Source organism: Hymenobacter sp. GOD-10R, from assembly GCF_035609205.1.
In the GTDB taxonomy this organism is placed as follows: Bacteria; Bacteroidota; Bacteroidia; order Cytophagales; family Hymenobacteraceae; genus Hymenobacter.
On the sequence record NZ_CP141184.1, the window covers coordinates 2450447 to 2474061 of the forward strand.

General features: G+C 56.5%; 13 protein-coding genes. 6 read left to right on the forward strand and 7 right to left on the reverse strand.

What is annotated here, in order from left to right:
* Positions 1 to 103: 103 nt before the first annotated feature.
* Positions 104 to 862, reverse strand: coding sequence for an OBAP family protein (locus tag SD425_RS09905; RefSeq protein WP_324677991.1), 759 nt, complete (start codon positions 860 to 862; stop codon positions 104 to 106).
* Between the two features lie 289 nt (positions 863 to 1151).
* On the reverse strand, positions 1152 to 2168 hold the full coding sequence (locus SD425_RS09910) for a chemotaxis protein CheB (RefSeq protein WP_324677993.1): 1017 nt from the start codon (positions 2166 to 2168) through the stop codon (positions 1152 to 1154).
* A 227-nt stretch (positions 2169 to 2395) separates the two neighbouring features.
* On the opposite strand from SD425_RS09910, the gene SD425_RS09915 reads away from it, so the two are divergent.
* Together SD425_RS09915 and SD425_RS09920 are read left to right on the forward strand one after the other, a co-directional pair.
* Entirely contained in the window at positions 2396 to 5452 is a 3057-nt protein-coding gene (locus SD425_RS09915; RefSeq protein ID WP_324677995.1) for a CheR family methyltransferase, read from the forward strand.
* 162 nt (positions 5453 to 5614) lie between these two features.
* Positions 5615 to 8047 (forward strand): PAS domain S-box protein, encoded by a 2433-nt coding sequence (locus SD425_RS09920; RefSeq protein WP_324677997.1) that lies wholly within the window; start codon positions 5615 to 5617, stop codon positions 8045 to 8047.
* A gap of 100 nt (positions 8048 to 8147) precedes the next feature.
* On the opposite strand, the gene SD425_RS09925 is transcribed toward SD425_RS09920, so the two are convergent.
* On the reverse strand, positions 8148 to 10331 hold the full coding sequence (locus SD425_RS09925; protein ID WP_324677999.1) for a hypothetical protein: 2184 nt from the start codon (positions 10329 to 10331) through the stop codon (positions 8148 to 8150).
* 389 nt (positions 10332 to 10720) lie between these two features.
* Here SD425_RS09925 and SD425_RS09930 point away from each other — a divergent pair, with 389 nt between their 5' ends.
* Positions 10721 to 12502 carry a glycoside hydrolase family 15 protein gene (locus SD425_RS09930; protein WP_324678001.1) on the forward strand — a complete coding sequence of 594 codons (1782 nt, stop codon included), beginning with the start codon at positions 10721 to 10723 and terminating at the stop codon, positions 12500 to 12502.
* A 73-nt stretch (positions 12503 to 12575) separates the two neighbouring features.
* Here SD425_RS09930 and SD425_RS09935 read toward each other — a convergent pair whose 3' ends face one another.
* Positions 12576 to 14753 (reverse strand): bifunctional alpha,alpha-trehalose-phosphate synthase (UDP-forming)/trehalose-phosphatase, encoded by a 2178-nt coding sequence (locus SD425_RS09935; RefSeq protein ID WP_324678003.1) that lies wholly within the window; start codon positions 14751 to 14753, stop codon positions 12576 to 12578.
* Positions 14754 to 15410: 657 nt separating this feature from the next.
* Here SD425_RS09935 and SD425_RS09940 point away from each other — a divergent pair.
* On the forward strand, positions 15411 to 17186 hold the full coding sequence (locus SD425_RS09940) for an FG-GAP-like repeat-containing protein (RefSeq protein ID WP_324678005.1): 1776 nt from the start codon (positions 15411 to 15413) through the stop codon (positions 17184 to 17186).
* A 77-nt stretch (positions 17187 to 17263) separates the two neighbouring features.
* Here SD425_RS09940 and SD425_RS09945 read toward each other — a convergent pair whose 3' ends face one another.
* The 3 genes from SD425_RS09945 to recQ form a co-directional block, all read right to left on the reverse strand.
* Positions 17264 to 17983, reverse strand: coding sequence for a pirin family protein (locus tag SD425_RS09945; RefSeq protein WP_324678007.1), 720 nt, complete (start codon positions 17981 to 17983; stop codon positions 17264 to 17266).
* A gap of 183 nt (positions 17984 to 18166) precedes the next feature.
* Positions 18167 to 18970, reverse strand: coding sequence for a LexA family transcriptional regulator (locus tag SD425_RS09950; RefSeq protein ID WP_324678009.1), 804 nt, complete (start codon positions 18968 to 18970; stop codon positions 18167 to 18169).
* A gap of 295 nt (positions 18971 to 19265) precedes the next feature.
* Positions 19266 to 21506 carry a DNA helicase RecQ gene (gene recQ, locus SD425_RS09955; protein WP_324678011.1) on the reverse strand — a complete coding sequence of 747 codons (2241 nt, stop codon included), beginning with the start codon at positions 21504 to 21506 and terminating at the stop codon, positions 19266 to 19268.
* 151 nt (positions 21507 to 21657) lie between these two features.
* On the opposite strand from recQ, the gene SD425_RS09960 reads away from it, so the two are divergent.
* Complete coding sequence (locus tag SD425_RS09960) at positions 21658 to 22008, forward strand: four-helix bundle copper-binding protein (RefSeq protein WP_324678013.1); 351 nt, start codon at positions 21658 to 21660, stop codon at positions 22006 to 22008.
* 214 nt (positions 22009 to 22222) lie between these two features.
* Complete coding sequence (locus tag SD425_RS09965) at positions 22223 to 23551, forward strand: AraC family transcriptional regulator (protein WP_324678015.1); 1329 nt, start codon at positions 22223 to 22225, stop codon at positions 23549 to 23551.
* Positions 23552 to 23615 lie beyond the last annotated feature (64 nt).

Consider the following 23615-nt stretch of genomic DNA (forward strand, 5'->3'; position numbering starts at 1 on the left):
CTTGTCGTTGAACGACTAGCTAGCTTTAGTTTCCTAGCTCTAGCCAGACCACCCCCGACCCCTCCTTAAAAAAGGAGGGGAGCTTCGTGCTAGCTTTTAGCTGTTAGTGCCCATGATGTCGCGTGGCTGGCTCGGCGCTGTTCACCACTTGCAGCTGCCTTACCTCGCCTTTCTCCCAGGCGTTGGCGCCGGGCAGCACCGGCGGAACCTGGATATCGGCGCGCTGGCGACGCTTCTCGGTCATGGAAACGTGCATGCGCCGGTCGCGCTGGCCCACCATGGCCGTGTCGATCTGTCCGTCGGCGGTGAAGCCTGCCATGAGCAGGGGCGTGCCGAGAGGTAGCTCTTTGTCGCGGTCAGTGTGCCAGGTGTGGAAGGTTTTGCCATAGGTAGAGGCTAGCTGTTCCATCAGTTCGTGCTCGGCTACGTCGGGGAGCCCGGGCGCTACCAGCTCGCCCGATTTTACCTCGTAGGAGTGGCTGTGCCAGAGCTTCTTTTCCTCGGCCGGGAGCTTTTCGAACAAGCGCCGCGAGATGATGTACTCGATGCCCATGATCTTGGCATCTTTGCCGTTGCCGTCGTAAATGACCGACTGAATCACGTCCTCGTTGAGCTTGGCGCCGAAGTGGTGAGCCTCCATCTGCCCCGATAAGTCGCCGTTGTAGAAGTGAAAGCCATCCAGATAGATATCGAGCTGGCGTAGGGGGGCTTTGCCTTGCAGTACATCGGCGCCTACTTCCAGCACTTTCGTCTTAGCCGACTTTTCGGCGCCGGGGGGCGTCACGGGTGATTTGGTATTTTGGTCGCCGCACGCCGCGAGCAGGGCAATAGCGGGTAGGAGCGGGAGAAGATAAGTACGCATTGGATCAGTAAGTAGATAGAAGACCTAGCTCTACCTACTGGCAAATGCCACTGCGCGTTCTGGTTCAGCTTGGGCATTTCTGCCACCGCTCAGATGCAAATAGGCACGGCCGCAAAGCTCCTTACCTGAATACAGAGGAGCTGAATTCGTGTCGTGCGAAGCATCTGGCGGGCCCTCACACTGTAGCGCAAGCGATAGGAGTTGCCTACTGCTATAAACGCACCTCGCCTAGCCCGCGTAGATCGTGGGCTAGGCGACGTATCTAGCTAGCTTAGGTAAGCAAGGCAGCCTAGCGGTTGTGCTCTACCGTGGCACGGGCCGCCCCATCTACGTCCTTGCCGTTGAGTAGGAACTCGCGCAAGCGGTTGATGTGGGCTTTCATTTCGTTCACGCGCTCTTCTTGCTGCACGCTCCAGTAGCCCTCGCCACGGCTGGCCATGCCGGTGAGCAGGTTTTTGCGCTCCTCCATCATGCGGAGCGCTACCCAGAGCGTTTCCTCCAGCGAATCTTGGGTGCGGTCGAGCAGCGACTCGGCGGTGTAGGAGTGACCCGTATGGCAGCGGTAGCGCAGCACCTTGCCCTTGTCAATCTGCCAGAGGTTACCTCCGCAGTCGGGACAAGTCAGGGCTACTTGGTGACCTATCTTGTTTACATCCTCGATTGATCCCACGACTCGTTCCGCAATAGCGGCCTCCATTTTTAGGTCCTCTGGAATACTATTATTGGGGTCGATTTGCTGACGCACCAACTCCTGCAGCAGCCCTCCCATACGGGTCAGGGGTACCACGTAGTCGATGGGCACGCTGCGCAGGGCGCTTTCGGGCATGCTCGCAAACTCGGCGTCGTTTGGATCCTGCACCACCGTAATACCGCCGCAGCGCCGAATAAAATCGAGGCCAGCGGTACCATCGTGGAGCATACCGGTGAGCACTACGCCAATGACGCCGGCCCCAAACTCGACGGCAGCCGAGCGGAACAAGGAATCAATGGACGGGCGAAAGTTGTTCTCGTGCGGGCCCTTCGTCACGAGCAGATGCTGGCCCTTTACCAACAAGTGCCGGTCGGGCTGACAGAAGTAGACATTGCCCGGGTGCATGTGCATGTTGTGGTGCGCCACGTGGCAGGGCAGAACGGTGCTTTCGCTGAGGCGGGCAACCAGGAACTCAGATGAGGAATTGGGGGCTAGGTGCTGCACCACCACCACCGCCGCGGGCAGGGTGAGTGGCAACTGACTCAGCAGCTGAATCAGGGCAGGCATTCCTCCGGCCGAGGTGCCAATAACAATAAGAGAAGGATGGTTCGGCACGAGCAGAAAGAGCTGGTAAAGAAACCTGGGAAAAACGGATGATTCTATAAAGCTACGCATACGACGCCCTTTCAGCCGCCTCTCGAGCTAGGTTTTTTGGAAAAGCGCGCCTTCATGAAGAACGACTCCGGTGAGCCTGTTACTTTTACTGATTACTACGTACACACCCAAGCGAAAGCACCTACTTGCGACTTCAACCTGATAGAAGTCGTGTCATTGAAAGTTGTATGACTGATTTTCCCGCCGAGCTATCGTCTGACGATGAGCAACTAGAGCAAGAGCAAGAAACGATTACCGTTGACGTAACTGTCGGAGATCTAGCGGTTGGGCCAGCGGGCCCACGCATAGCGCGGGTGCGGGGCTCGGAAGACAAGTTTCCAATCGTCACCTTGGGCGGCTCGGCTGGCGTTATTAGTGCGCTGGAGAGTTTCTTTAAGGCCCTGCCCGCCAATAGCGGCCTAGCTTTCGTGGTGGTCACGCACCAGCTGCCCAGCCAAGATGGCGAGTTGGTGAAATTGCTGCAAAGCTTTACCTCCCTGCCCGTTGTCCAGGCCACGGATGGCATCATGGTGCGTCTGAATCACGTGTACGTCAATCCGCCGGATAAGGACATGAGCCTGCTCAACGGCCGGTTGCTGCTGTTTGCTCCCACGCGGCTGGCGGCCCAGCGCCTGCCCATCGACTACTTCCTGCAAAGCCTTGCCCGCGACGTCCGCGACCGGGCCATTGCCATTCTGTTGTCCGGCACGGGCTCCGACGGGGCAATCGGGCTGAAGATGGTGATGGAAAACTACGGCATGGTGATGGTGCAGGCGCCCGATACGGCGCAGTACGATTCGATGCCGCGGGCTGCCATTGCCACCGAGTTTGTCGACTACGTGTTGCCGCCCCAGGAAATGCCGCAGACGCTGCTGGAGTACGTGGCCCGTCCCGTGCCCGTACGCTCCGAGCGGGTAGAGGCCGAGTCGAGCGAAAAGCCGGCGCACGCCCTCGATAAGATTCTGGCCCTGATCCGGAATCAGACCGGGCACGACTTCATGCTCTATAAGCGCAACACGGTGCTGCGGCGCATCGAGCGGCGCATGAACTCGCACCAGATCAAAACCTACCCTAGCTACGTGCGCTTCCTCCAGGAAAATCCCCAGGAGGTGGAGCAGTTGTTCCGAGAGTTGCTCATTGGCGTTACGAAGTTCTTCCGCGACCCTGAGGCGTTTGAAGTCCTAAAAACGTACCTGGTGCCCATGTTGCAGCAAAAGCCAAATGACACCACCGTGCGGGTGTGGGCGCCTGGCTGCTCTACCGGGGAAGAGGCCTATACCCTCGCCATGGTGCTGGCGGAGTGCCTCGAGCAAGTAGACCCCAGCAAGTACCTGAAGATCCAGATCTTCGCGACCGACATTCACGCCGAAAGCATCGACTTCGCCCGGATGGGCATGTACTCCGAGAATATCACGGCCGACGTGAGCCCGGAGCGCCTCAACCGCTTTTTCCTGCGCACCGATGGCCAATATCAGATTCGCAAAGAGCTGCGCGACTTGGTGGTGTTTGCCGTGCACAACGTCAACCGCGACGCGCCCTTCACCAAGCTCGATTTGCTATGCTGCCGCAACTTGCTGATCTACTTTAGCTCGGAGTTGCAAAAGAATCTGCTGCCCATTTTTCACTACGCTCTTAACCCAAACGGCCTGCTGTTTCTCGGGCCTTCGGAGAACCTGAACGGCGTGCACGACCTGTTTACGCCGCTCGATATGCGGTGGAAGATCTCGCGTCGTACGGAGTCCATTATGCCGCTGCGGGGCCTCACGAACTTTCCCTTCTCCATGGCGCACTATCCCTCTTCCTCGTCGCAGACGCCGAGCAGCAGCTTGGGCGCTATGGTGCCGCGCCGCGGCGAGACTGGGCAGCTAGCTACGCTGGTACAGCGCGTGCTGCTAGGCCAGTATGCGCCGCCGGCTGTGCTGATCAATCCGAAAGGGGACATTCTGTACGTCAATGGCCGCACGGGCAAGTACCTGGAGCCCGCGCCGGGGCTAGGTAGCATGAACATCTTCGACATGGCCCGCGAGGAGCTGAACTACGAGCTGAGCACCGTGGTGCACAAAGTCAGCCAGCAGCGTGAGCCGGTGCGCATTGATAACGTGCGGGTTAAAACCGACGGTGGCTACCAGCTGCTGCGGCTGAGCGTGCGCTACCTCGAAGAGCCCGATCAGCTAGCCGGCTTGCTGCTGGTGGCCTTCGAAGACCTACCCACCCCGCGCAAGGTGCGCCAGGGCAAAGCCGTTGCCCCTGGCTCCGAGCTGAGCCGCGACGCGGTGGTAGCGGCCCTCGATAAGGAGCTGCAATACACTAAGAATCGCCTCCAGATGACCATCGAAGAGATGGAAAGCAGCCTGGAGGAGCTGAAAAGCACCAACGAAGAGCTGCAATCGGCCAACGAGGAGCTGCAAAGCACCAACGAGGAGGCCATGACCAACAAGGAGGAGCTGCAAAGCCTCAACGAGGAGCTGCTGACCCTGAATGCTCAGTATGAGAGCAAGACCGAAGAGCTAGCCCAGGCCGCCAATGATATGCGCAACCTGCTCGACTCGACCGAAATTGCTATCATCTTCCTCGATAATAACATGATCATGAAGCGGTTTACGCCGCGGGTGTCGCGCATCATCAACGTGCTGCCCTCCGACGTCGGCCGACCCATCACGCACTTTGCCTCTAACCTGCGCTACAGCACCCTCGTGGATGATATCCAGCAGGTACTCGACCGCCTGGTGACCGTCGAAACCGTTATCCAGACGACCACCGGCGCGTGGTATGCCATGCGTATCCTGCCCTACCGCACCCTCGATAACTACATCAGCGGCGCCGTCATCACCTTCACCGATATTTCTCACTTGCGCCGCCTCGAAGAGCAGCAGCAGCGCACCGCTTCCACCTTTGTGGAGGCCAACATCGACGGGGAGCTAGCTCCTGTGGTGGCCCTGAACCGCGACCTGAAGGTGCTGGCCGTAAGCGCCTCCTTTGCCCGCACCTTTGGCCTGAACCAAGGGGAGGCAAAGGATAGCTCTTTGTTCAAGCTCAACGGCGGCGCTTGGAACCACCCAGCCTTGCGCGACCAGATGCTGGAGTTGCTGTCGGGCGAAACCAACGAGTTCGATAACCAGGTGCTGGAAATAACCCTGCCCGAGCTAGGTTCCCGCCGCCTGACGCTGGCCGGCAGACGAACCATTAGCCCCAACAATCAAACAGACTATATTCTTCTGGAAGTAAAAGCCTTGGATTTGTTGTAATTCTCTGAGGGCCACTTTCCGCTGCCCCTGCAAACGTCGAGAATACGATCATCTTGACGGAAATAGCAAGGGCAGAGGGGTACGGTTGAGGTTGATGCGTAGAAGAATAATACCGAACTAGGTCACAGAATCACAATAAAACACTCAAGCATACGAGAAGAGATGGCGGAATCTGACGACAACGAGCGGCAGGCACACCGGCGCAATGCTGATAAAGCCTTGGCGCTGCTGCGCCAGCGGGCTGAGCGGCGCCGGGAGCTGGTGACCCAGGCTGCTGCTCACCGCACGCCAGACGACGTTATGCATCTGGTGCAGGAACTGCAAACGCACCAGATTGAGCTAGAGATGCAGTACGAAGAGCTGCTGCAAGCCCAACTGGAAGCTCAAACGGCCCGCATTCAGTACGAAGACCTATACGAGTTTGCACCCATTGGCTATCTAACGCTCACCGACACGGGCGTTATTCAGCAGCTGAACCTAGCTGCTACCCAGCAGCTGAATAGTATGCGCAAACGCGTACAGGGCCAACGCTTTATGTCTTTCGTCAGCGTAGCGTTCCACAGCCATTTCTTGCAGTTTTGGGAGGACGTGCGGCAGTCTGACCACCGCCAAACCTGCGAACTGGAGTTGCAACCCCGGGGTGGCCGACCGCTGTTCGTGCGTTTGGAAGGCGTGACCCTGAATGCTCCTACCAGCCAGGTGCCGGTGTGCCGCATCGCCATCATCGACATCTCTGAGCGCCACGCGGCTTCGCAAGCACTAGCCGCTAGCGAGGCTAAGTTTCGAATGCTGTTTGAGCAGACAACCGACGCCATTGTCTTGCTGCAAAACAACTACTTCATCGACTGTAACCCGGCCGCGCTGAAGCTGCTAGGTGCCTCGCACAAAAGCGCCCTGGTGGGTACCCAGCCTGGGCAGCACGCGCCGAAGTACCAGCCAGATGGGCAGCTCACGCAGGATTTGTTCAACAGCTCCGTACAGCAAGCCCTCGAACAGGGGTCTATGCGCTGTGAGGCGCTGATGTATACCCTGAGTGGGGAGGAAATTTGGATGGAGGCCGTGCTGACTCCCATTCGGCTGGAAGGGCAGCCCCTGGTTCACATTGTGTGGCGCGACATCAACGAGTACAAGCAATACACGGAACGCCTGCGCGAGAGCGAAGCTCAGCTTAGCGCTGCGCTGCGGGCAGGTGGCCTAGGGGTGATGAGCTGGACGCCCGACACCGATGTGCTGGAGCTGGACGAGCGCGCCCGGGTGCTGTTGCAGGCGCCACCCACCGAGCAGCTCACCTTCGACGTGATACGGTCCGTGGTGCACCCCGAAGACCTAGCGTGGGTAAGCAAAAAGCTAGGTGATATTCTGGCTAGCCACAGTGCCTTCGATTTTCAGCATCGCCTGCTGCTAGCCGACAACAGTGTGCGCTACATAGCCATCAGCGGTCAAGTGGAGCGCACCGCCTCCGGAAACGCCGCCCGTCTTATCGGCTTGTTGCACGACGTGACCCAGCTGGAGCAGCAGAAGGAGCAATTGCGGGCTGAAAAGGAATTCACCCAGGGTCTGCTCGACAACAGCGTCGATGGCATTCTAGCCTTCGACCAACAGCGGCGCCTCACGGCCTGGAACCAAGTAATGGTGCAGCAAACGGGCCTGTTGGAAGCCGACCTATTAGGGCGCGACGTGTTCGACGTGTTTCCGCATTACTGGAACAGCTCGCAGGGAGAGGCTATCCGGGAGGTGCTAGCTGGCCGGAGCATCACGCGCTACAACCTAAGCTTTTACGAGCGGCCCGGGTACTTCGAATCGTACTTGGTGCCCCTGCTCGACGCGGAAGAAAAGGTAAGTGGTGGCCTGGTGCTCATCCGTGACGTGACCGAGCGCGTGCGCCTGGCTGCCGAAGCTACGAACCTGCAGCTTCGGCAACAGCAGGAGGTGCTATCGGCCATCCTAACCACGCAGGAAGAGGAGCGCAAACGCATTGCCGAGGCGCTGCACAACGGCGTGGGCCAGCTGCTCTACGCTACCAAGCTCAATCTAGAAAATCTTTCGGAGAAGAAACCTAATCAGCGCGCCGTCATCATGACCTTGCTCGACGAAGCCATCCGGGCCACGCGCACCATCTCCTTCGAGCTGACGCCTGGCATTCTGGAAGACTTTGGCCTAAAAATCGGCTTGCAGGAGCTGAGCAAGCGCATTCCGAAGCAAAACTTGCACATCCATATGCAGCTGCATGGCTTAGAGCAGCCGCGCCCTCGCCTGCTCGATGTAGCTATCTACCGCATTGTGCAAGAGCTGCTTAACAACGTTATTAAGCATGCGGAGGCACAGGAGGTATACGTGCACGTGGTGCACGAAGAGGGCCGCGCCTCCATCTCCGTGGAAGACGACGGCGTGGGGTTCAACTCTAGCGCCGATGCGGGGTCACTCAAAGGCATTGGCCTGGCGGGTATCCGGCAGCGCGTCGATCTGCTCGGCGGTACCCTAACAGTCGATTCGCGTCCCGGCCGCGGCACCATCGTCAGCATCGAGCTAGCGGTGCGTAACTTCACTTCGGGCTTTGCTCCCTCGGAGGACGCCGGAGAGCAAGACGCTGAATAGCGGCGAGGCGCGGTGGCAACCTAGCTTACGATAACAGCGAAGCCCACGACCTAGATCGTGGGCTTCGCTGTTTGGGGCCAAAAAGCTAAACGAAAAAGAGCTACAATCGAATTCCAATGCCCGGCCCAAACAAGAAGAAGGGCGCGCGCTTGTTCATGAGGTAGCCACCACCTAGGTACAGCGGAAATGTGAGCTTGGCATCGGCGCGGGTGGGGTACACCGAGCCGAGTATGACAATGCCTAGGTCGCGCCTGACATCAGAGTTTTCACTCAGGTTGAACGCATTGAGGGCCACAAAGCCCGCCCCGATCTTATAAGGCCGTAGCTTGTTGATTTTGGTGGGGTGATAGAAGCTAAACTGCGCTAGTGAGGCCAGCGAAATACCACCAAATGAAGTAAAGCTCGACTCGTCCCTGTACTTCGTGAGCAGACCGCCAGGAAAGCTGATGTCGATGTCGAACTTCACGCGGCGCTGCAACACCAACTCTAGCTTCTGGGTGAAGCCGGGTTCCTGGTACTGGGCCTGGTTGTGGCGCACCGTGATGATGATGGTGCTCCAATCATCGAGCGAGTACGTTTTGCGGGAAGAAAGCAGGTTGTTGAGGCTGATGTTGCCTACCTGGCACAGCTTATCTTGGTAGAAGGCGGCGCGCACCGAGCTTTCGTCTGGGCACACCACAACGTTGTCGACGGTGCGCATCTCAATCAGCTCACCCTTGGCATTTTGCGTGCGAATATCAAAAATGAGGTATTGCTTGCCGTAGAGCTGCTTGTCGGAGTCGATACCCGCCGTGTTGAAGCTGAACACCACGTCGCTGATGGTGCGGTTGTAGAGTACGGGGCCGTTGAGGCGCGTAACCGGCCGCGGCGACTCCCCAAATGTCACGTTGATGAAGTCGAGAGGGTGGGGGCGTTGGAATTCGCGTACGGCTAGGCTCTGCCCGGTTGGCTGCCCGTTGTTGTAGATGGTAATACGCCGCTTATCAATGGTAACGGGCACCTGAATACGGTACACCACGGCCACGTCGGTGCGGGTGCTGGAGTCGGAGGGCACTACCTGTACATCCTCGAAGTGAAACCGCGCCCGTCCGAGCGACTCGCCTTCCAAGCGCACGTCCACCGTTTCGCCAGGACTCACGCCCGTGTTCGAAACCCAATCGCCGCCCCGGTGCCGCACGCTCACCGCGTTGATAGCGGTTTTGGGCGCAACGGTGAAGTTGGTGATATACTTCGCCTGGTCGTTTTCCTTGATATACAGGTAGCTATCGGTGAGGCGGTGGGTGTTGTATACGCGCACCCAGCACAGCACCCGGTCATTGGTGAGGTAGCTACGGGTGAAAAGCTCCGCAATCAGCGTCCCACCAGGTTCTTCCTGGTCTTCGATGCGGTAGGTGCGCCGCAGCTCAAAGCTGCGCCCGTTGTCCAGAATAATTTCGGCCCCGCGCCGGCGTGAAATATCATCGATAGTCACCTCCTTCTTATCGACGTTGAGAAAGCGCAGACGTGAGGCTTTCACCGTAAACTCCTGGCGCAACGGCGGCAAGGAGTTGCTCAGGCGGCGGTTGTTGTCGGTCAGGAAGGGACGCTCGGTTTGCACCCGTGCCGTGAGCACCCGGCTACCTAGGCTGTTGGGCAGCACGTGCAGGCGCAGCAAGCCTTTCTCTTGGGTCACTCGGTAATCAATATCCTGGCCGCGAGTCCACTCGGGAGAGGTGCGCACGTTGATGGGGTTGTTGCTGCGCAGCTCAAACACTTTTTCTTCCCCGATGTACAGCTCAGGGTCGTTGACGCGTAACTCCACCGTGGTGCGCGTGACGGGCAGCAGGTTCACCGACTGCGTTTGTAAGCCCCGGCCAGCAGTGTCGCCTACCTGCACAAAACTGAGCCGCAGAAAGCGGGCGGCCGTCAGTTCCTTAAAGCGGATCTTCGCCCGGTAGTAGCTATTGTTTACCGCCGTTACCGAGTCAACCAACTGGAAGTCGGCCGAGCGGATGAGGCGCAGCGGCGCATTCGCCCGGAATACCGTCGGGTAGATTTGCAGCTCCGCGGTTTCGTCTTCCTTTTGGTAGTAGAAGTACAGGTTGGGCTCGCCCTGCACCGCAATTGTGTTGCGACTCAGCGCATAGCTAGCCGTATCGATGCGCAACGTGAGGTCGCGCAGCAGCGGACCGGGCGTTTGCGTTTGGGTCGAAAAGGCAGTTTGGGCCTGAGTTGCGAAGGAGACAAAAAGAAGCAGTGAAACAACGGCGCCGATAAGGCCGCGAATGCCCAAAGGAAAACGCACGAGCGGTTCAGGTCAGAGGGTGAAAAAAAGCATTGGTGCACAAAGGTAGAACGCGCCGCCTGTGTACAACAATGGGAAGGTTGCGCTGCTGCGCGCAAGGAGCGCGCCAATTTGGGAATGGCTCGTTGCTCCGAAACCCGTAGCTAGCTCTGTTCCTGCCGTCTAGCTAGTAGTAGATCCGTTCACTTTTTTCAATTAATAGTACCAACTCACCGAGAAAGTGGGAGAGAAGTCGACTGCGCCCGCTTTTCGGTTGGTGTAGGAAGAAGGGGTAATCTAGGCGAGCCATTTTCGGCAAACTCAGCTGGAAAGGCAACCCGACCGGCGCCGATGCGGTACTACGCTGAATAGCCTTCCCGTTGCACGGGCCCTCGCTTATTCTCTCCTCTATGACAAAGCATACCTACGACCTAGGTCTGATTGGCAACTGCGCCTACCTAGCCCTCATTCGCAAAGACACGTCGGTGGCTTGGCTGTGCTGGCCCCGCTTCGATAGCAGTTTCATTTTCGGCGACTTACTGGATTCCAAGAAAGGCGGCGAGTTTAGCGTCCGCCCGGCGGAAAAGCAGTTCACGTCCAGCCAGTACTACGTGGAGAATACCAACGTGCTGTGCACCGAAATTGAGGATGCAAACGGCCGGTACCGCGTCACTGACTTTGCGCCGCGCTTCTCGCAGTACGACCGGTACTACAAGCCCCTCATGATCATCCGGAAGATCGAGCCGCTGTCGGGCATGCCACGGGTGAAGGTTGCCTGCAACCCCGTAGGCGAGTACGGCAGCTTGCAGCTTAGCCGTCGCCGCAGCTCCAACCACATTGCTTACCTAGGGCTGGACGAAGAAATTCGCCTCACCACCGACATCCCGCTCACCTACATCATCGACCAAGAGTGCTTCGTGCTGAACGAGACCAAGTATCTGGTGCTGACGTACGGCGCGCCCCTGGAAGCCTCTTTGGGAAAAACCGTCGAGCAGTTTTTGCGCAATACCCTGCAATACTGGCAAACGTGGGTGAAGAGCACCAGCATCAGTAACTTCTACCAGGATCAGGTGATCCGCTCGGCTTTGGCCCTGAAGCTGCACCAGTACGAAGATACCGGGGCCATCATTGCGGCTACCACCACCAGCTTGCCCGAGGCACCCGGCAGCACCCGCAATTGGGACTACCGCTACTGCTGGATGCGCGACACGTATTATATCCTCACGGCCTTCAACAACATCGGGCACTTTGAGGAAGTGGAGCGCTACTTCCAGTACATTGCCAACATCTCTACCAAGGTGCACGACAAGTACCAGCCGCTCTACGGCATTGGTGGCGCGAGCAAACTCGTGGAACAGGAGTTGGACTTGGAAGGCTACCTAGGCAATAAGCCCGTACGCATCGGCAACGACGCCTACACGCACATCCAGAACGACGTGTACGGTCAGGTGCTGGTAGCGCTGTTGCCACTCTACGTCGACCGTCGCTTCCGGGATGATGAGCGGGTGAACTCTTCGCGCATGATGTACGAGGCGCTGCGGCTGATCAAGGAAACCATGAACATGCCCGACGCGGGCCTGTGGGAGTTCCGGCACATTGCGCAATACCACTGCTACACCTACCTGTTTCACTGGGCGGGTGCCCATGCGGCGTGCAAAGTAGCTAGCTACTTGCAGAACAAGGATATGGAGAAATTAGCCAAGGAGTTGATGCGCGAAGCGGCTGAGAAGATAGAAGCCTGCTACGATCCGGCGCAGGGCGCGTACACCAACGCCATCGGCTCGCCCCACCTCGACGCCAGCGGCCTGCAGCTCATCCTGATGGGTTACCTCGACCCCGCGTCGGAGCGGGCTCGGACGCACGTTGAAGCTTTGGAAAAAGCGCTCAAAACACCCGAAGGCCTTTTCTACCGCTACCGTCACCCCGACGACTTCGGCACTCCCGAAACGACCTTCCTAATCTGTTCTTTCTGGTACGTGGAAGCGCTGGCCGTCATTGGTCGTTTGGAAGACGCAAAACGAGAGTTCGAAAAACTCATCACGTATACCAACCACCTAGGTCTGCTCTCGGAAGACGTAGACGCCAAAACGGGCAGCCAGTGGGGCAACTTCCCGCAGGCCTACAGCCACGTAGGACTGATGAACGCTGCCTACCGCATTGCTAAGAAGCTAGATCGACCGAATTTCTTGTAAGGCAACGTGAAGCCATAAAAAAAGCTAGGCTCGCTTTCGGCGGGCCTAGCTTTTTTTATGGCTTCACGTTGCCTTACAGCAGCGTCCGCAGAGTGCGGCGCACTTCACTAACGTTATCCAGATGATACAAGGCCAACGAACGACCCGTACCGCCAACTTTCACCGTAAAGGCGTCCTCGGGCATGGCGCGGAACGTGTCCTCATCGGTACGGTCGTCGCCCATAGCTAGGACGAAGTCAGTGTCGGGGTAGTTAGCCAGCCAGCGGCCGGCCGCTATGCCTTTATTGACGCCGGTGCTTTTTACCTCTACCACTTTGTTGCCTTCCATTACCTGCAAGTCGTTGTTGGTTGCCAGGAAGTTGAGGTGGGAAATCAACTCACGGGCCCGTACAGCGGCTAGCTCGGCATCGGCGCGGCGGTAGTGCCACACCAGTGAGTAGTCTTTCTCCTCAATAAAGGAGCCCGCCGTTCGGCTGACGTGCATGTTCAGGATTGGGCGAATTTCAAGCTTCCAATCGTTGCGCAGGGCCTGCGCCATGGTCCACTCTTCATCCTTCGCTTTGTACCACACGCCGTGCTCGGCAATGAAGTCAAGCGGTAGGTGACCTAGCCATTCCTGCAACGTGCTCCGGTCGCGCCCACTGATGATAACCACTCGGTTTTTCTCATCGGAACTCAACGCTCGCAGCAATTGCAACAGATCCTCATCGGGGCGGGCCTTCTGCGGATTTTTGGTGAAGGGTGCAAGCGTGCCGTCGTAGTCCAAAAATAGTAGGCGCCGCTTGGCCGTTCTGTACCGCTCGGTTATTTCTTGCAGCACTTCCGCATCGAGCCTAGTAGTGGCCAGCGTCTGCTGTTTGATCTTACTGTAGGTGAGGCGGTCCATGAAGAGCTGAACCCAGTGGTGCACATTGTACTGCTGTACCAGGGCCTGCATGCTAGCCATGCGCTGCCGCTGCTCTTGCTCCGGCATGATCAGGGCTTCGTGCATAGCCTCCGCTACCTGCTGCATGTCGCTGGGGTTGATGATAATAGCATCGGAAAGCTCACGCGCTGCTCCGGCCCGCTCGCTCAGAATGAGCACACCGGACCGGTCGCCTTTGCAAGCCACAAACTCTTTTGCTACCAGGTTCATGCCGTCGCGCATAGGTGATACCAAGGCCACTTCAGCCAAACGGTACAACCCAGCTAGGTCTTCGATGGGGAAGGAGCGGTAGAAGTATTGCACCGGATTCCACGACAGCGTGCGGTAGGTGCTAGTAATGCGCCCTACGAGCTCGTCAATCTCCTCCTTTAACTCCTTATATTTCTCTACTTGGTCGCGTGAGGGCACCACCAGCATAAACAGCGTTACTTGTTCGCGCCATTCAGGGTAGCGCTGGAGCATCAGCTCGTAGGCGAGCAAACGCTGAGCAATACCTTTGGTATAGTCGAGGCGGTCGATGGACAGGATGACGCGTACGTCGCCGAGGGCTTCCCGGTATTTCTGCTCGCTTTGCGCAGCTTCTTTCGAAACAGCTAGCTCCGCGTACTTATCGTAGTCGATGCCCATGGGGAAGGCATCCACCAGCACGCTGCGGGGACCCGCTTCAATCATGCCGTTCTGACTTGAGTAGCCGAGCAGCTGCGACACCGCACTCAGGAAGTGGCGCATGTAGCCGTAGGTGTGGAAGCCAATCAGATCGGCGCCCATCATGCCTCGCAACAACTCCTCGCGCCACGGCATGGCCCGGATAATCTCGTGTGAGGGAAACGGGATGTGCAGGAAGAAGCCAATGCTGCTATCTGGCCGCGCTTTGCGCACCATCTCGGGCAGCAGCAAAAGCTGGTAGTCGTGCACCCATATGGTGTCCTCGGGGCCGGCTTCTTGCAGCACGGCGGCGCAGAATTTCTCGTTAACGGCTACGTACGCCTCCCAATGCTGCTGGTCAAAAACAGCGTATTGGCTGAAGTAGTGGAAGGTGGGCCACAACGTCTCGTTGCTGAACCCCTCGTAGAAATCCCGAATTTCCGTTTCCGTCAGAAAAACGGGAAGCATGCTATCGGCTTGTAGTTGTTCTATTACGTGCTGCTGTTCAGCCGGCTCCTCGACCACAAGGCCAGGCCAGCCAATCCAGATATTACCATCGGCACGATAAATAGAACCCAACCCCGTTGCCAACCCCCCTTCGCTTGGTGTAAATTCTAGCCCCGCATCAGTGCGGTGAGCCTTCGTGGGCAAACGGTTGGAAACAATAATCGTTCGGGACATAAGTGCTGAAGTTTGTTTTCAATCCACCTACATACGGCAAGAGCGGCCTTTGTGCCGAAAATTTTTGTTGTGCAGCTTCATCCAAGGCGCCAAACACAACGCTACTAGTAAGTGCCAGTGCTTCTGAATGAGGCTACTCTACTGCTGCTAGGGTCATGAGTGCCTGCTTCAAACTTCGCCCGTTACCAGGCAAAAGAAAAGCGCTCTAGCTTCCCAGGTTGAGACGCTACATAATAGACGGTAGTAGCGCAACCAGTGTGACAAGCGCTTGTACTCTATCCGGATTGCTTTTGAGCAGCGGAATAGAAAAAAATATTGAATAAGTAGAAAAAATAATGGTTTTGGACTCTCTGCCACGTGGGTGCTCTAGCATCTGGATGTAAATACGCGGAGGATAAGTTGTTCTTTGCCTATAAAGCACGTGCAAGCTTAGCAACACTCATTCAGGCAGATAGCTAATTTTTGTAAATATTTAAGGATTAAATAAAACATATCTATAGATACAGACGTATATTTACTATGATCTACGGTGTGGATGGTTCGAGTTTTGAAGCAGACACGTTTTCGCCGCCTATCTACGCCATTATCCACCCAAAAACGGAAGAGTAGAAGCTCAAGAATACTTGGCTTCCACTTTGGTCCGCAGTGCCCGTGCTTATGATATTATCTACACTTACTTCGTCTGGCTGGACTCGTGTGTCAACGCATCAGTTGGTACGTGTCCTAGGTCTCGCCAACTTCTGCTTACTTCTCGGGACGGGCGTAGCGCATGCGCAAGCTCCTACTATTCAGGGCGTGTCGCCGGCCCGCAATGCCTATGCCGTGCCATGTACTACGGCTATCACGGCTACCTTCACGCAGGCTTTGCGCCCGAGCGACAACCAGCAAGGGCCAGCCCTGCGGGTATTTAGCAGCCAAGCGAACTGCCCGAAAGGTAATGTAACAAGCGTGGGAAGCAATGGGCTCAGATTTACACCCAGCACCAGCTTCAAGCCCGGCGAAACGATTTTCGCTACTGTTACCACAGGCGTCCAGGGCAGCAGTGGAGAGTATCTGGCGGCACCACATGTGTTTCAGTTTACAACGGCTACCAGCCCTAGCACGGGTACCTTCGGCGGTGGCTCCGACCCAGTGGTTGGCGACAACGCTACCAGTGTGACCCTAGGTGACATCGATGGTGATGGCTACCTCGACATGCTTGTCTCCAACTACAACACGAATGGCACCGTGAGCGTGCGGCTCAACGATGGCAGGGGCAACTTCAGTGGCAAGCAGGAGGTGAAAGTAGGCTACGGCCCTTACCAAGTGGTACTCGGCGACGTGGATAACGACGGTGACCTAGATATGCTCACGGCTAACGCCAATACGGCTACTAGCACCGTAAGCGTACGCTTAAACAACGGCAAAGGTACTTTTGGCGGCGCTCAGGAAGTCAAAACCGGCGAAAACCCGCATGCCCTAGCCCTCGCTGACGTCGATGGTGACGGTGACCTAGATTTGCTGGTAGCTGACTACGTGGATAGCAGCAGCAACTATGTTACGAGCACTGTGAGCGTGCGTCTTAATCAGGGTGCCGGCCAATTTGCTTCTGAAGGCCAGGAGGTGACAGTGGGTACGCGCCCCATGAGCGTCGCCGCTGGCGATTTAGATAATGATGGGGATATTGATTTCGTGACTATTAACTCCAATACCACAACGGCTAGTGTGCGGTTGAACGATGGAAAAGGAGTATTTGGTGGCAACCAGGAAGTAAGTGTAGGACTGAGCCCACACGCCGTCAAACTCGGGGACATCGACGGCGACGGTGACCTCGACATGGTGACCGGCGACCTGAATACAAACACGGCTAGCATCCGTTTCAATAACGGCTCCGGCTTGTTCAGCGATGGACAAGCAGTAGCACTGAGTACGGGAGCACGCAGCATCTCTCTGAACGACGTTGACGGCGACGGGGACCTCGATCTGCTAGCCGCTAACTATACAGGCAATAGCGTTGAGGTGTACACAAACAACGGTACGGGCGCCTTCACCCTCAAGCAGGAAGTGAGCGTAGGAGAGGGGCCGTACGCCTTGGCCCTGGGAGACGTGGACAACGATGGCGACCTAGATTTTGCAACGGTGAACAACGGGAGCAAAACCGTGAGTGTGCGGCTGAATCAGAGTGACAATAAGAGGCTAAGCGATGAGGTAAGCGTCTACCCAAACCCAGCCCATTTGAAAGCGCAAATGATGCTGCCCGCCCGCTTGAACAATCAGGAAGTTCGTATGCGCATCTTTAACGTGGTAGGTCAAACCATGATTGACCGTACCCTAGTGGCTGAGCAATTGACCATGCCTTCAGGCATAATACTCAAGACCCTAGCTATTGGCGTATACTTCGTTTGCCTCGACACAAGCGAAGGTCGCGTAGTTAAGCGGGTAGTCGTAGAATAGCTTTTTGGTAGCGCGCATAACAGCAAAAAGCCGGTCAGTTGGACCGGCTTTTTGCGTTTAGAATAGAGTGCGTGGCGTTAGTAGTTGGCCTCGCTGGCTGGCAAATCAATCAGAATAAACTGGGCATCTTTGCTTGCCCGAATCTCTACTACGTGTTCGTCGGTCATGCGGGCTTGGTCGTTGATACCTAGCTCCGTGCCATTGATGAAGATGGTGCCTTCTTTGACGTAAATAAAGGTGTTCCGAATAGGAAACGTTTGGAACAGAATTTCTTTATCGGCACCTAGGTTAGCCCAGTACACGGCACTGTTGGAATTCATGTATACAACATCCTCCAGCACTTTTTGCCCCGTCACGAGCGGCACAAGCTCATTTTTCGTACTCAGAAAGTCAATATCCTTTTGCTCGTAGCTGGGGCTGAGGCCTTTCTGGTTGGAAATGAACCAGAGTTGATAGATATGCAGGGCCTTGTCGGTGCGGTTGAACTCGGAGTGAGCAATGCCAGTGCCTGCCGTCATGCGCTGCACCTCACCTTTTTTAATAACAGTTTTGTTGCCCATCGTGTCCTCGTGGGTTACCTCGCCATCCAGCACCAGCGTCACAATTTCCATTTCGGAATGCGGATGCTGTGGAAAGCCCGATTGTGGGGCAATGCTATCGTCGTTGAATACGCGCAACGGACCGAAGTGAAGATTATCGGGGTCGTAGTAGTCAGCGAAGCTGAATAGGAAGTAGCTGCTGAGCCATTGCACGGGCGATGCATGGTGGCGGTCGGTAGCTGGGATGTACTTAAGCATAAGGGTCGGAATAGAGGTTAAAGGGAGTAACCCTACCTCTGCATACGCGGCCGGGCATTTGGAAGTTAGCTAGGATCTGTTACTTAACCATGCACTAAGCTGCCAAATACAAAAGAAAACCGGTCTGAAGACAAGTAACTGTCTTCAGACCGGTAGACGTAAAAGCTGGAATTCTGGAGTGTGTTATGCCTTTTTCAACGTAGTCATCTGCTTTTGCAGATCCAGTACGATGCTGGCCAAACGGTTCAGCGAGAGGTCGGCAATAGGGAAGGTGCTGCTGATATACGCCTTGGCCTCCCAGATTTCCACGACATCCTGCACGTCAATTTCATAGGGCGAGTACACGGGGTTGTCGGAGTGCAGGCTGAGGGTAGCGGCATTCTTGAGACGGTTGTACACGCGCTTGAACACGATACCTTCTTTGGCGCTCACCACGATGCACGGCGTACCGTCCTTTAAGGTCAGCCAATCATCCACGTAACGACCGACAATAACGGTACCCGAAGCAATTGGCAGCATCGAATCGCCGGAAATCTCGAAGGCGCGGTAGGTACCACCCGAACCGAGCATGGGCAGGCGGAACTTCGGCAGCTCCTCGATGAATTCAGGGTCAGCGTAGCCGTTGAGGTAACCGGCGCTAGCTTTCAGCGGAACTAGTTCAATGTTTTCGTTCTGCTCCTTATCTACCGTGAGGGCTAGCACGCGCAAGTTGCCAGCGGGGCGGGGCGGCTCCGGCGTGGTGTTCACGGGCTCCAAATGACGGATAGCAGTTTTGGCTTTACTCTTCTTGCTAAAATCGGTCGTCACGAGGGCGTCCAGCGTAATGCCAAACAAGCGGGCCATGTTGACGAGCGTAGTGAGCTTCGGCTCAGCGCGGCCCTCTTCGTAAGCGCCTACCAATGAGCGTTTAATGCCTAGCTTTTCAGCCATTTGGGCCTGCGTCAGGCTAAGCTCACGCCGCCAGTATTTAAGGTTAGTATTGATCATTGCGCAAAGAGCCGGGGAAAGGCTTCCTATTCAAGTACATATCGGCTCGTGAATTTAGTAACATCTTTGCGGTATTACTAATTCAATTAGCTTAAAGTTTTGCTAATTTTTTTGCGGTGATGCTAAGATAAGTTTCAGCAATAGTCGAGCTAGGGTTAGTGACGATGATACAGCGAAAAGCCTGGGCTTTGCCTATCGCTGAATAACCCGTAGAGTGCTATTCTCAACGGTCATCATTCAGCCATAAGCAAAGCCCAGGCTTTAGACTAAACTAGAGCTGGCTTGATGCCAAAAGTTACTCGCCGCGCAGCTTTTTCTGGTAGTGCAGCGCTAAGCGCAACTTGAAATAATCGTACTTCTCGCGCAGGTGGTCGAACAGGTCACGTAGTAATGGCGAGCCACCTAGCTGCCCAATGGCCGTCTGGATTTCGGCAAACTCATCCATCGTCAGAAACTCCTCCAGCCGGATGGGAAAGCCTTTGGCGTAAAGCGTTTCGATGTGGGCACGGATGGTGCCAGGACTTAAGTTGCGGCGCTCAGCAATGGCTTCTACGCTTAACCCTACGCGGTGCAGCTGAAGCGTTGTATCGTGCGTGTCGCCAACATCTTTCTTGCGAACAGGCCGGGCTACGGGAGCCTCTTCAACTTCTTCGGCGTCATCGGCTTCCATGGCGTCGGCTGGGTTAGGAGCGCCACCATAGGCAAGGATTTCCTTGATGAACACGTCGCCGTAGTTTTCGAATTTCTTCATGCCCACGCCCGAAATAGCGAGCATAGCCACGCGGGATATGGGGCGCTCAGCCGCCATTTCCTGCAACGTAGTATCGGTGAAGATGACGTACGGCGGCACGTTTTGCTCGTCGGCAATGCGTTTACGGAGCTGACGCAGCTTGTCAAACAACGCAGTTGTGGCGTCAACAGGCTTGGAAGCTTGCGCGGCAGCGGAAGCTTTCTTGCTGGCGCGGGTCGGCTTTTCGGCTTTCTCAGTGGGCTGGAACTTCTTCATCGCCAGCGTACGCTGGCCTTGTAGTACTTCCCGACCTAGGTCGGTGATTTTCAAAGCATAGCCCTCCTCGTACGCAATGTAGAGCAGGCCATCGTTCAGCATCTGGTGGATGTAGCTGTACCAATCCAGGTAGGGGAGGTCGGCGCCGGCGCCGTAGGTTTTGATCTGGTCGTAGCCGGCGGTGAGCACGGCCTGGTTGCGCATACCGCGCAGCACGTCGATGAGCAAGCCGATGCTGGCCCGTTCGCGCGTGCGTACTACCGCCGATAATGCCTTCTGCGCGAGCAGTGTGCCGTCGAAGGTCGTGGGCGGGTTGCGACAGATGTCGCAGTTGCCGCAGTCCTGGGGAAGCACCTCCCCGAAGTAGTTGAGCAGAATCTTGCGGCGGCAGCTAGCCGCTTCCGCAAACTGCTGCATACGCTCCAGTTTGGTAAGATTCAGCTGGGTGAGGCTAGGGTTGTCCTTGGTGAGCATGTCGCGCAGACTCATCACGTCGCCGAAGCTGTAGAACAGCAGCGCCGTAGCCGGGGCGCCGTCGCGGCCCGCGCGACCAATTTCCTGATAATAGCCCTCGATGTTCTTGGGCAAGTTGTAGTGAATTACCCAGCGCACGTTGCTCTTGTCGATACCCATGCCGAAGGCGATAGTGGCCACAATCACCTGCAAGTCGTCCTTTAGGAAGGCTTCCTGTACCGCGCCGCGCTGGTTGGGCGTCATGCCGGCGTGGTAGTGGCCCGCACGGATCTTCTTGGCTTTCAGCTTCTCGGCCATGGTTTCGCACTGCTTGCGCGAGAGGCAGTACACGATGCCGGCCTCATTGGGGTGGCGCTCCACAAACTCCACGATGCTACCCACCCGATCCTGGCCGGGGCGCACGATGAGGTTAAGGTTAGGCCGGTCGAAGCTAGAGAGGAATACCCTAGGCTCATTCAGACGGAGCTGCTGCTGAATGTCGCGCTGGGTGAGGCGGTCGGCGGTGGCCGTAAGGGCGATAATGGGTACCTGCGGAAATTGCTCGCGCAACAGCTTCAGCTGGGTATACTCGGGTCGGAAATCGTGACCCCAGGACGAAATGCAGTGCGCCTCGTCGATGGCGAACATGCTGATACGCAGGCGCCGCAAAAACTGCAAGAAGCCTTCCGATAGGAGCTTTTCCGGGCTCACGTATAATAGCTTCAGGTAGCCATTGAGGCAGTCGGAAGCAATGCTGGTCTGCTCGCCCTGACCCACGCTGCTGTTGATGTAAGCCGCCGACACACCATTGGCTTTCAGGGCTTCCACCTGATCTTTCATCAAGGCAATAAGCGGCGAAACGACCACGCACACGCCATCCTGCACAATGGCCGGTACTTGAAAACAAACCGATTTGCCGCCGCCCGTAGGCATGAGCACTACCGTGTCGCGCCCACCGAGAATGGACTCGATAATATCAGCCTGCATAGGCCGGAAAGAGTCATAACCGTAGTATTGCTTCAGGACGCGGCGAGCCGAGTCGAGAGTAGGAGCTAGGGGTTCGGGCGCAAATAACATTCGGTAAAAATACGGCGATTAGCGGGGACTTCCGAGGTTTAATAAACCATAAGCGGGCACAAATCGTGCACATCTTCCGCGTAATGGTGCACCTCTCTACCGTTGAGCACAGACGTATACTGGATGAACATTTACTTAATTCCACTACACGATGAACCAGTCTGCAACCATTGCCAACCTGCAAACCAACCAAACCATCCTCGACGCCCTAGCTCGCTGCATTGCCGCCTGCGAAATGTGCTCCGATGCCTGCCTGCACGAGGATACTATCCAGATGATGGTACCTTGTATCGAGCTGGATCGAGACTGCGCCGACATTTGTCGACTCACCTCCGCCTTCATTGCTCGCGGCTCCCAGCACGCCCAGCACGTCATCAAAGAGTGCATCGAAATCTGCCAGAAATGCGCCGACGAGTGCGGCAAGCATGAGCACGACCACTGCCAGTACTGCGCCGCCGCCTGCCGCCAGTGCGTAGAGGCATGCCGGCAATACGCTGCCTAGCAAACTGTAGAGGTGGAAACGCCGTACGTCGCGTTTCTTGGTTAAACAACTGATCTAGGTAAACAACATCAGCAACGTAGAGACGCAATATTTTGCGTCTCTACAAGCGGAAAAATTCTGCGGCTAGCTCTGCATGGGCGTTCTGTTTGATGGAATACTAAGTTGAACCGCACAGACAGTTGCGCAAGCTCAGCCTAGCGCCGTCCTTTGCGCTATGCCGTTCATCTTCAACGTTTACAGCGTCCTGCTTCTTCCTTGCTTTGTGCAAGGCATCGTGATAAGTGTGGTATTGCTTACACGCGGCCGCCAGCACGGCACGCCGGCTGATGGCTGGTTGGCGTTGCTCTTGCTGCTGAGCGTAGCGCGAGTAACACAATGGATGTTGGGCTTCGCTGGCTGGTACGATTCGCACGATGCGTTCAGTACCTTCATGTTCTACTTTCCGTTCAACAACTGGCTGGCAGTTGGGCCGGCGCTGTACTTCTACTTTCGCAGCCTCACGAACCAAGCGTTCCAGTTTCGGCGGCGTGACGGGTGGCATTTCGCGCCGGCCTTGCTGTACCTAAGTTGGCGGCTTCTGATGTTCCTCTACGATGTCGGATGGGAGCATGCCCTGCTGGGACAGCCGTTGCGCGGGCATTTTGGCACGAAAGGCACGCTATCCGTCTGGCTCCAAACGGCTCGTTTTGGTTTCTGGCCCGAGGTGCTAGGGTACGTATCTATCGCCCTTTATGCCTCTCTGACCTTGCGCGACTACCGCGCCTATGGTCGCTACGTCAACGATAACTTCTCTGATACGGAGCGAATTCGTTTTGCCTGGCTGCGCAACGTGGTAGTAGCGGTGTTGGTGGGCGTGGGCGTCACGCTGGTGTTTGAGGTAGTAAATGCGGCGCTGTTTCCACTAAACTATGTCCAGTCTTGGTACGATTACTTGTTCACGGGTATCCTCATTTACTATCTAAGCATTGCCGGCCTGCTCGCCAACCACCGGCTAACGGCGCCGCTACACTTCTCGCCCGTGCCTGACGCAGCAGAAGTAGCTGTGCCTGCTGTTGCTGCGGAGGCAACAAGCCACGAGCCTAAGCCTTTGGTGACGCTTTCCCCATCCGCCGTACCGGTCCACACTGCGTCGGCACTATCCGAAACGGCAGTAGGAGAACCTAGCCTTGCCGAACCATTAGCAACTCTCGAAGCCGACCCAGAGCTGCTACGCTGGACGGAGCGCTTGCTCGAGCACATGCGCGCCAAGCGACCTTACCTAGCACCCGAGCTGACCCTAGGTGAGCTAGCAACCCAGTTGCGCACTAATACCTCGTGGCTGTCGCGGGTCATTAATACGGGTTGTGGGCAGAACTTCAACGACTTCATCAATGAATACCGCGTGCAGGAAGCCGAACGCAAGCTGCGCGACCCTCAACTACGGCATTACACGCTGCTAGCTGTAGCGCTCGAATCGGGGTTCAACTCGAAGTCGACCTTCAACCGCGTCTTTCGCAAGTTGCGCGGCACCACGCCCAGCGAGGCAGCTCGGCGCAATGTATAAATTGGGACGTCCCAGGTCGTAAGTCGGGGCGCAGGGCGGAACGGATGGAGCTTCTTTTGGTCAT

What these genes read in the sequence shown, in the direction of transcription:
- SD425_RS09905 (WP_324677991.1), bottom strand. Translation starts at nt 862, where the DNA reads ATGCGTACTTATCTTCTCCCGCTCCTACCCGCTATTGCCCTGCTCGCG.
- SD425_RS09915 (WP_324677995.1), top strand. Translation starts at nt 2,396, where the DNA reads ATGACTGATTTTCCCGCCGAGCTATCGTCTGACGATGAGCAACTAGAG.
- SD425_RS09920 (WP_324677997.1), top strand. Translation starts at nt 5,615, where the DNA reads ATGGCGGAATCTGACGACAACGAGCGGCAGGCACACCGGCGCAATGCT.
- SD425_RS09930 (WP_324678001.1), top strand. Translation starts at nt 10,721, where the DNA reads ATGACAAAGCATACCTACGACCTAGGTCTGATTGGCAACTGCGCCTAC.
- SD425_RS09935 (WP_324678003.1), bottom strand. Translation starts at nt 14,753, where the DNA reads ATGTCCCGAACGATTATTGTTTCCAACCGTTTGCCCACGAAGGCTCAC.
- SD425_RS09940 (WP_324678005.1), top strand. Translation starts at nt 15,411, where the DNA reads ATGATATTATCTACACTTACTTCGTCTGGCTGGACTCGTGTGTCAACG.
- SD425_RS09945 (WP_324678007.1), bottom strand. Translation starts at nt 17,983, where the DNA reads ATGCTTAAGTACATCCCAGCTACCGACCGCCACCATGCATCGCCCGTG.
- SD425_RS09950 (WP_324678009.1), bottom strand. Translation starts at nt 18,970, where the DNA reads ATGATCAATACTAACCTTAAATACTGGCGGCGTGAGCTTAGCCTGACG.
- recQ (WP_324678011.1), bottom strand. Translation starts at nt 21,506, where the DNA reads ATGTTATTTGCGCCCGAACCCCTAGCTCCTACTCTCGACTCGGCTCGC.
- SD425_RS09960 (WP_324678013.1), top strand. Translation starts at nt 21,658, where the DNA reads ATGAACCAGTCTGCAACCATTGCCAACCTGCAAACCAACCAAACCATC.
- SD425_RS09965 (WP_324678015.1), top strand. Translation starts at nt 22,223, where the DNA reads ATGCCGTTCATCTTCAACGTTTACAGCGTCCTGCTTCTTCCTTGCTTT.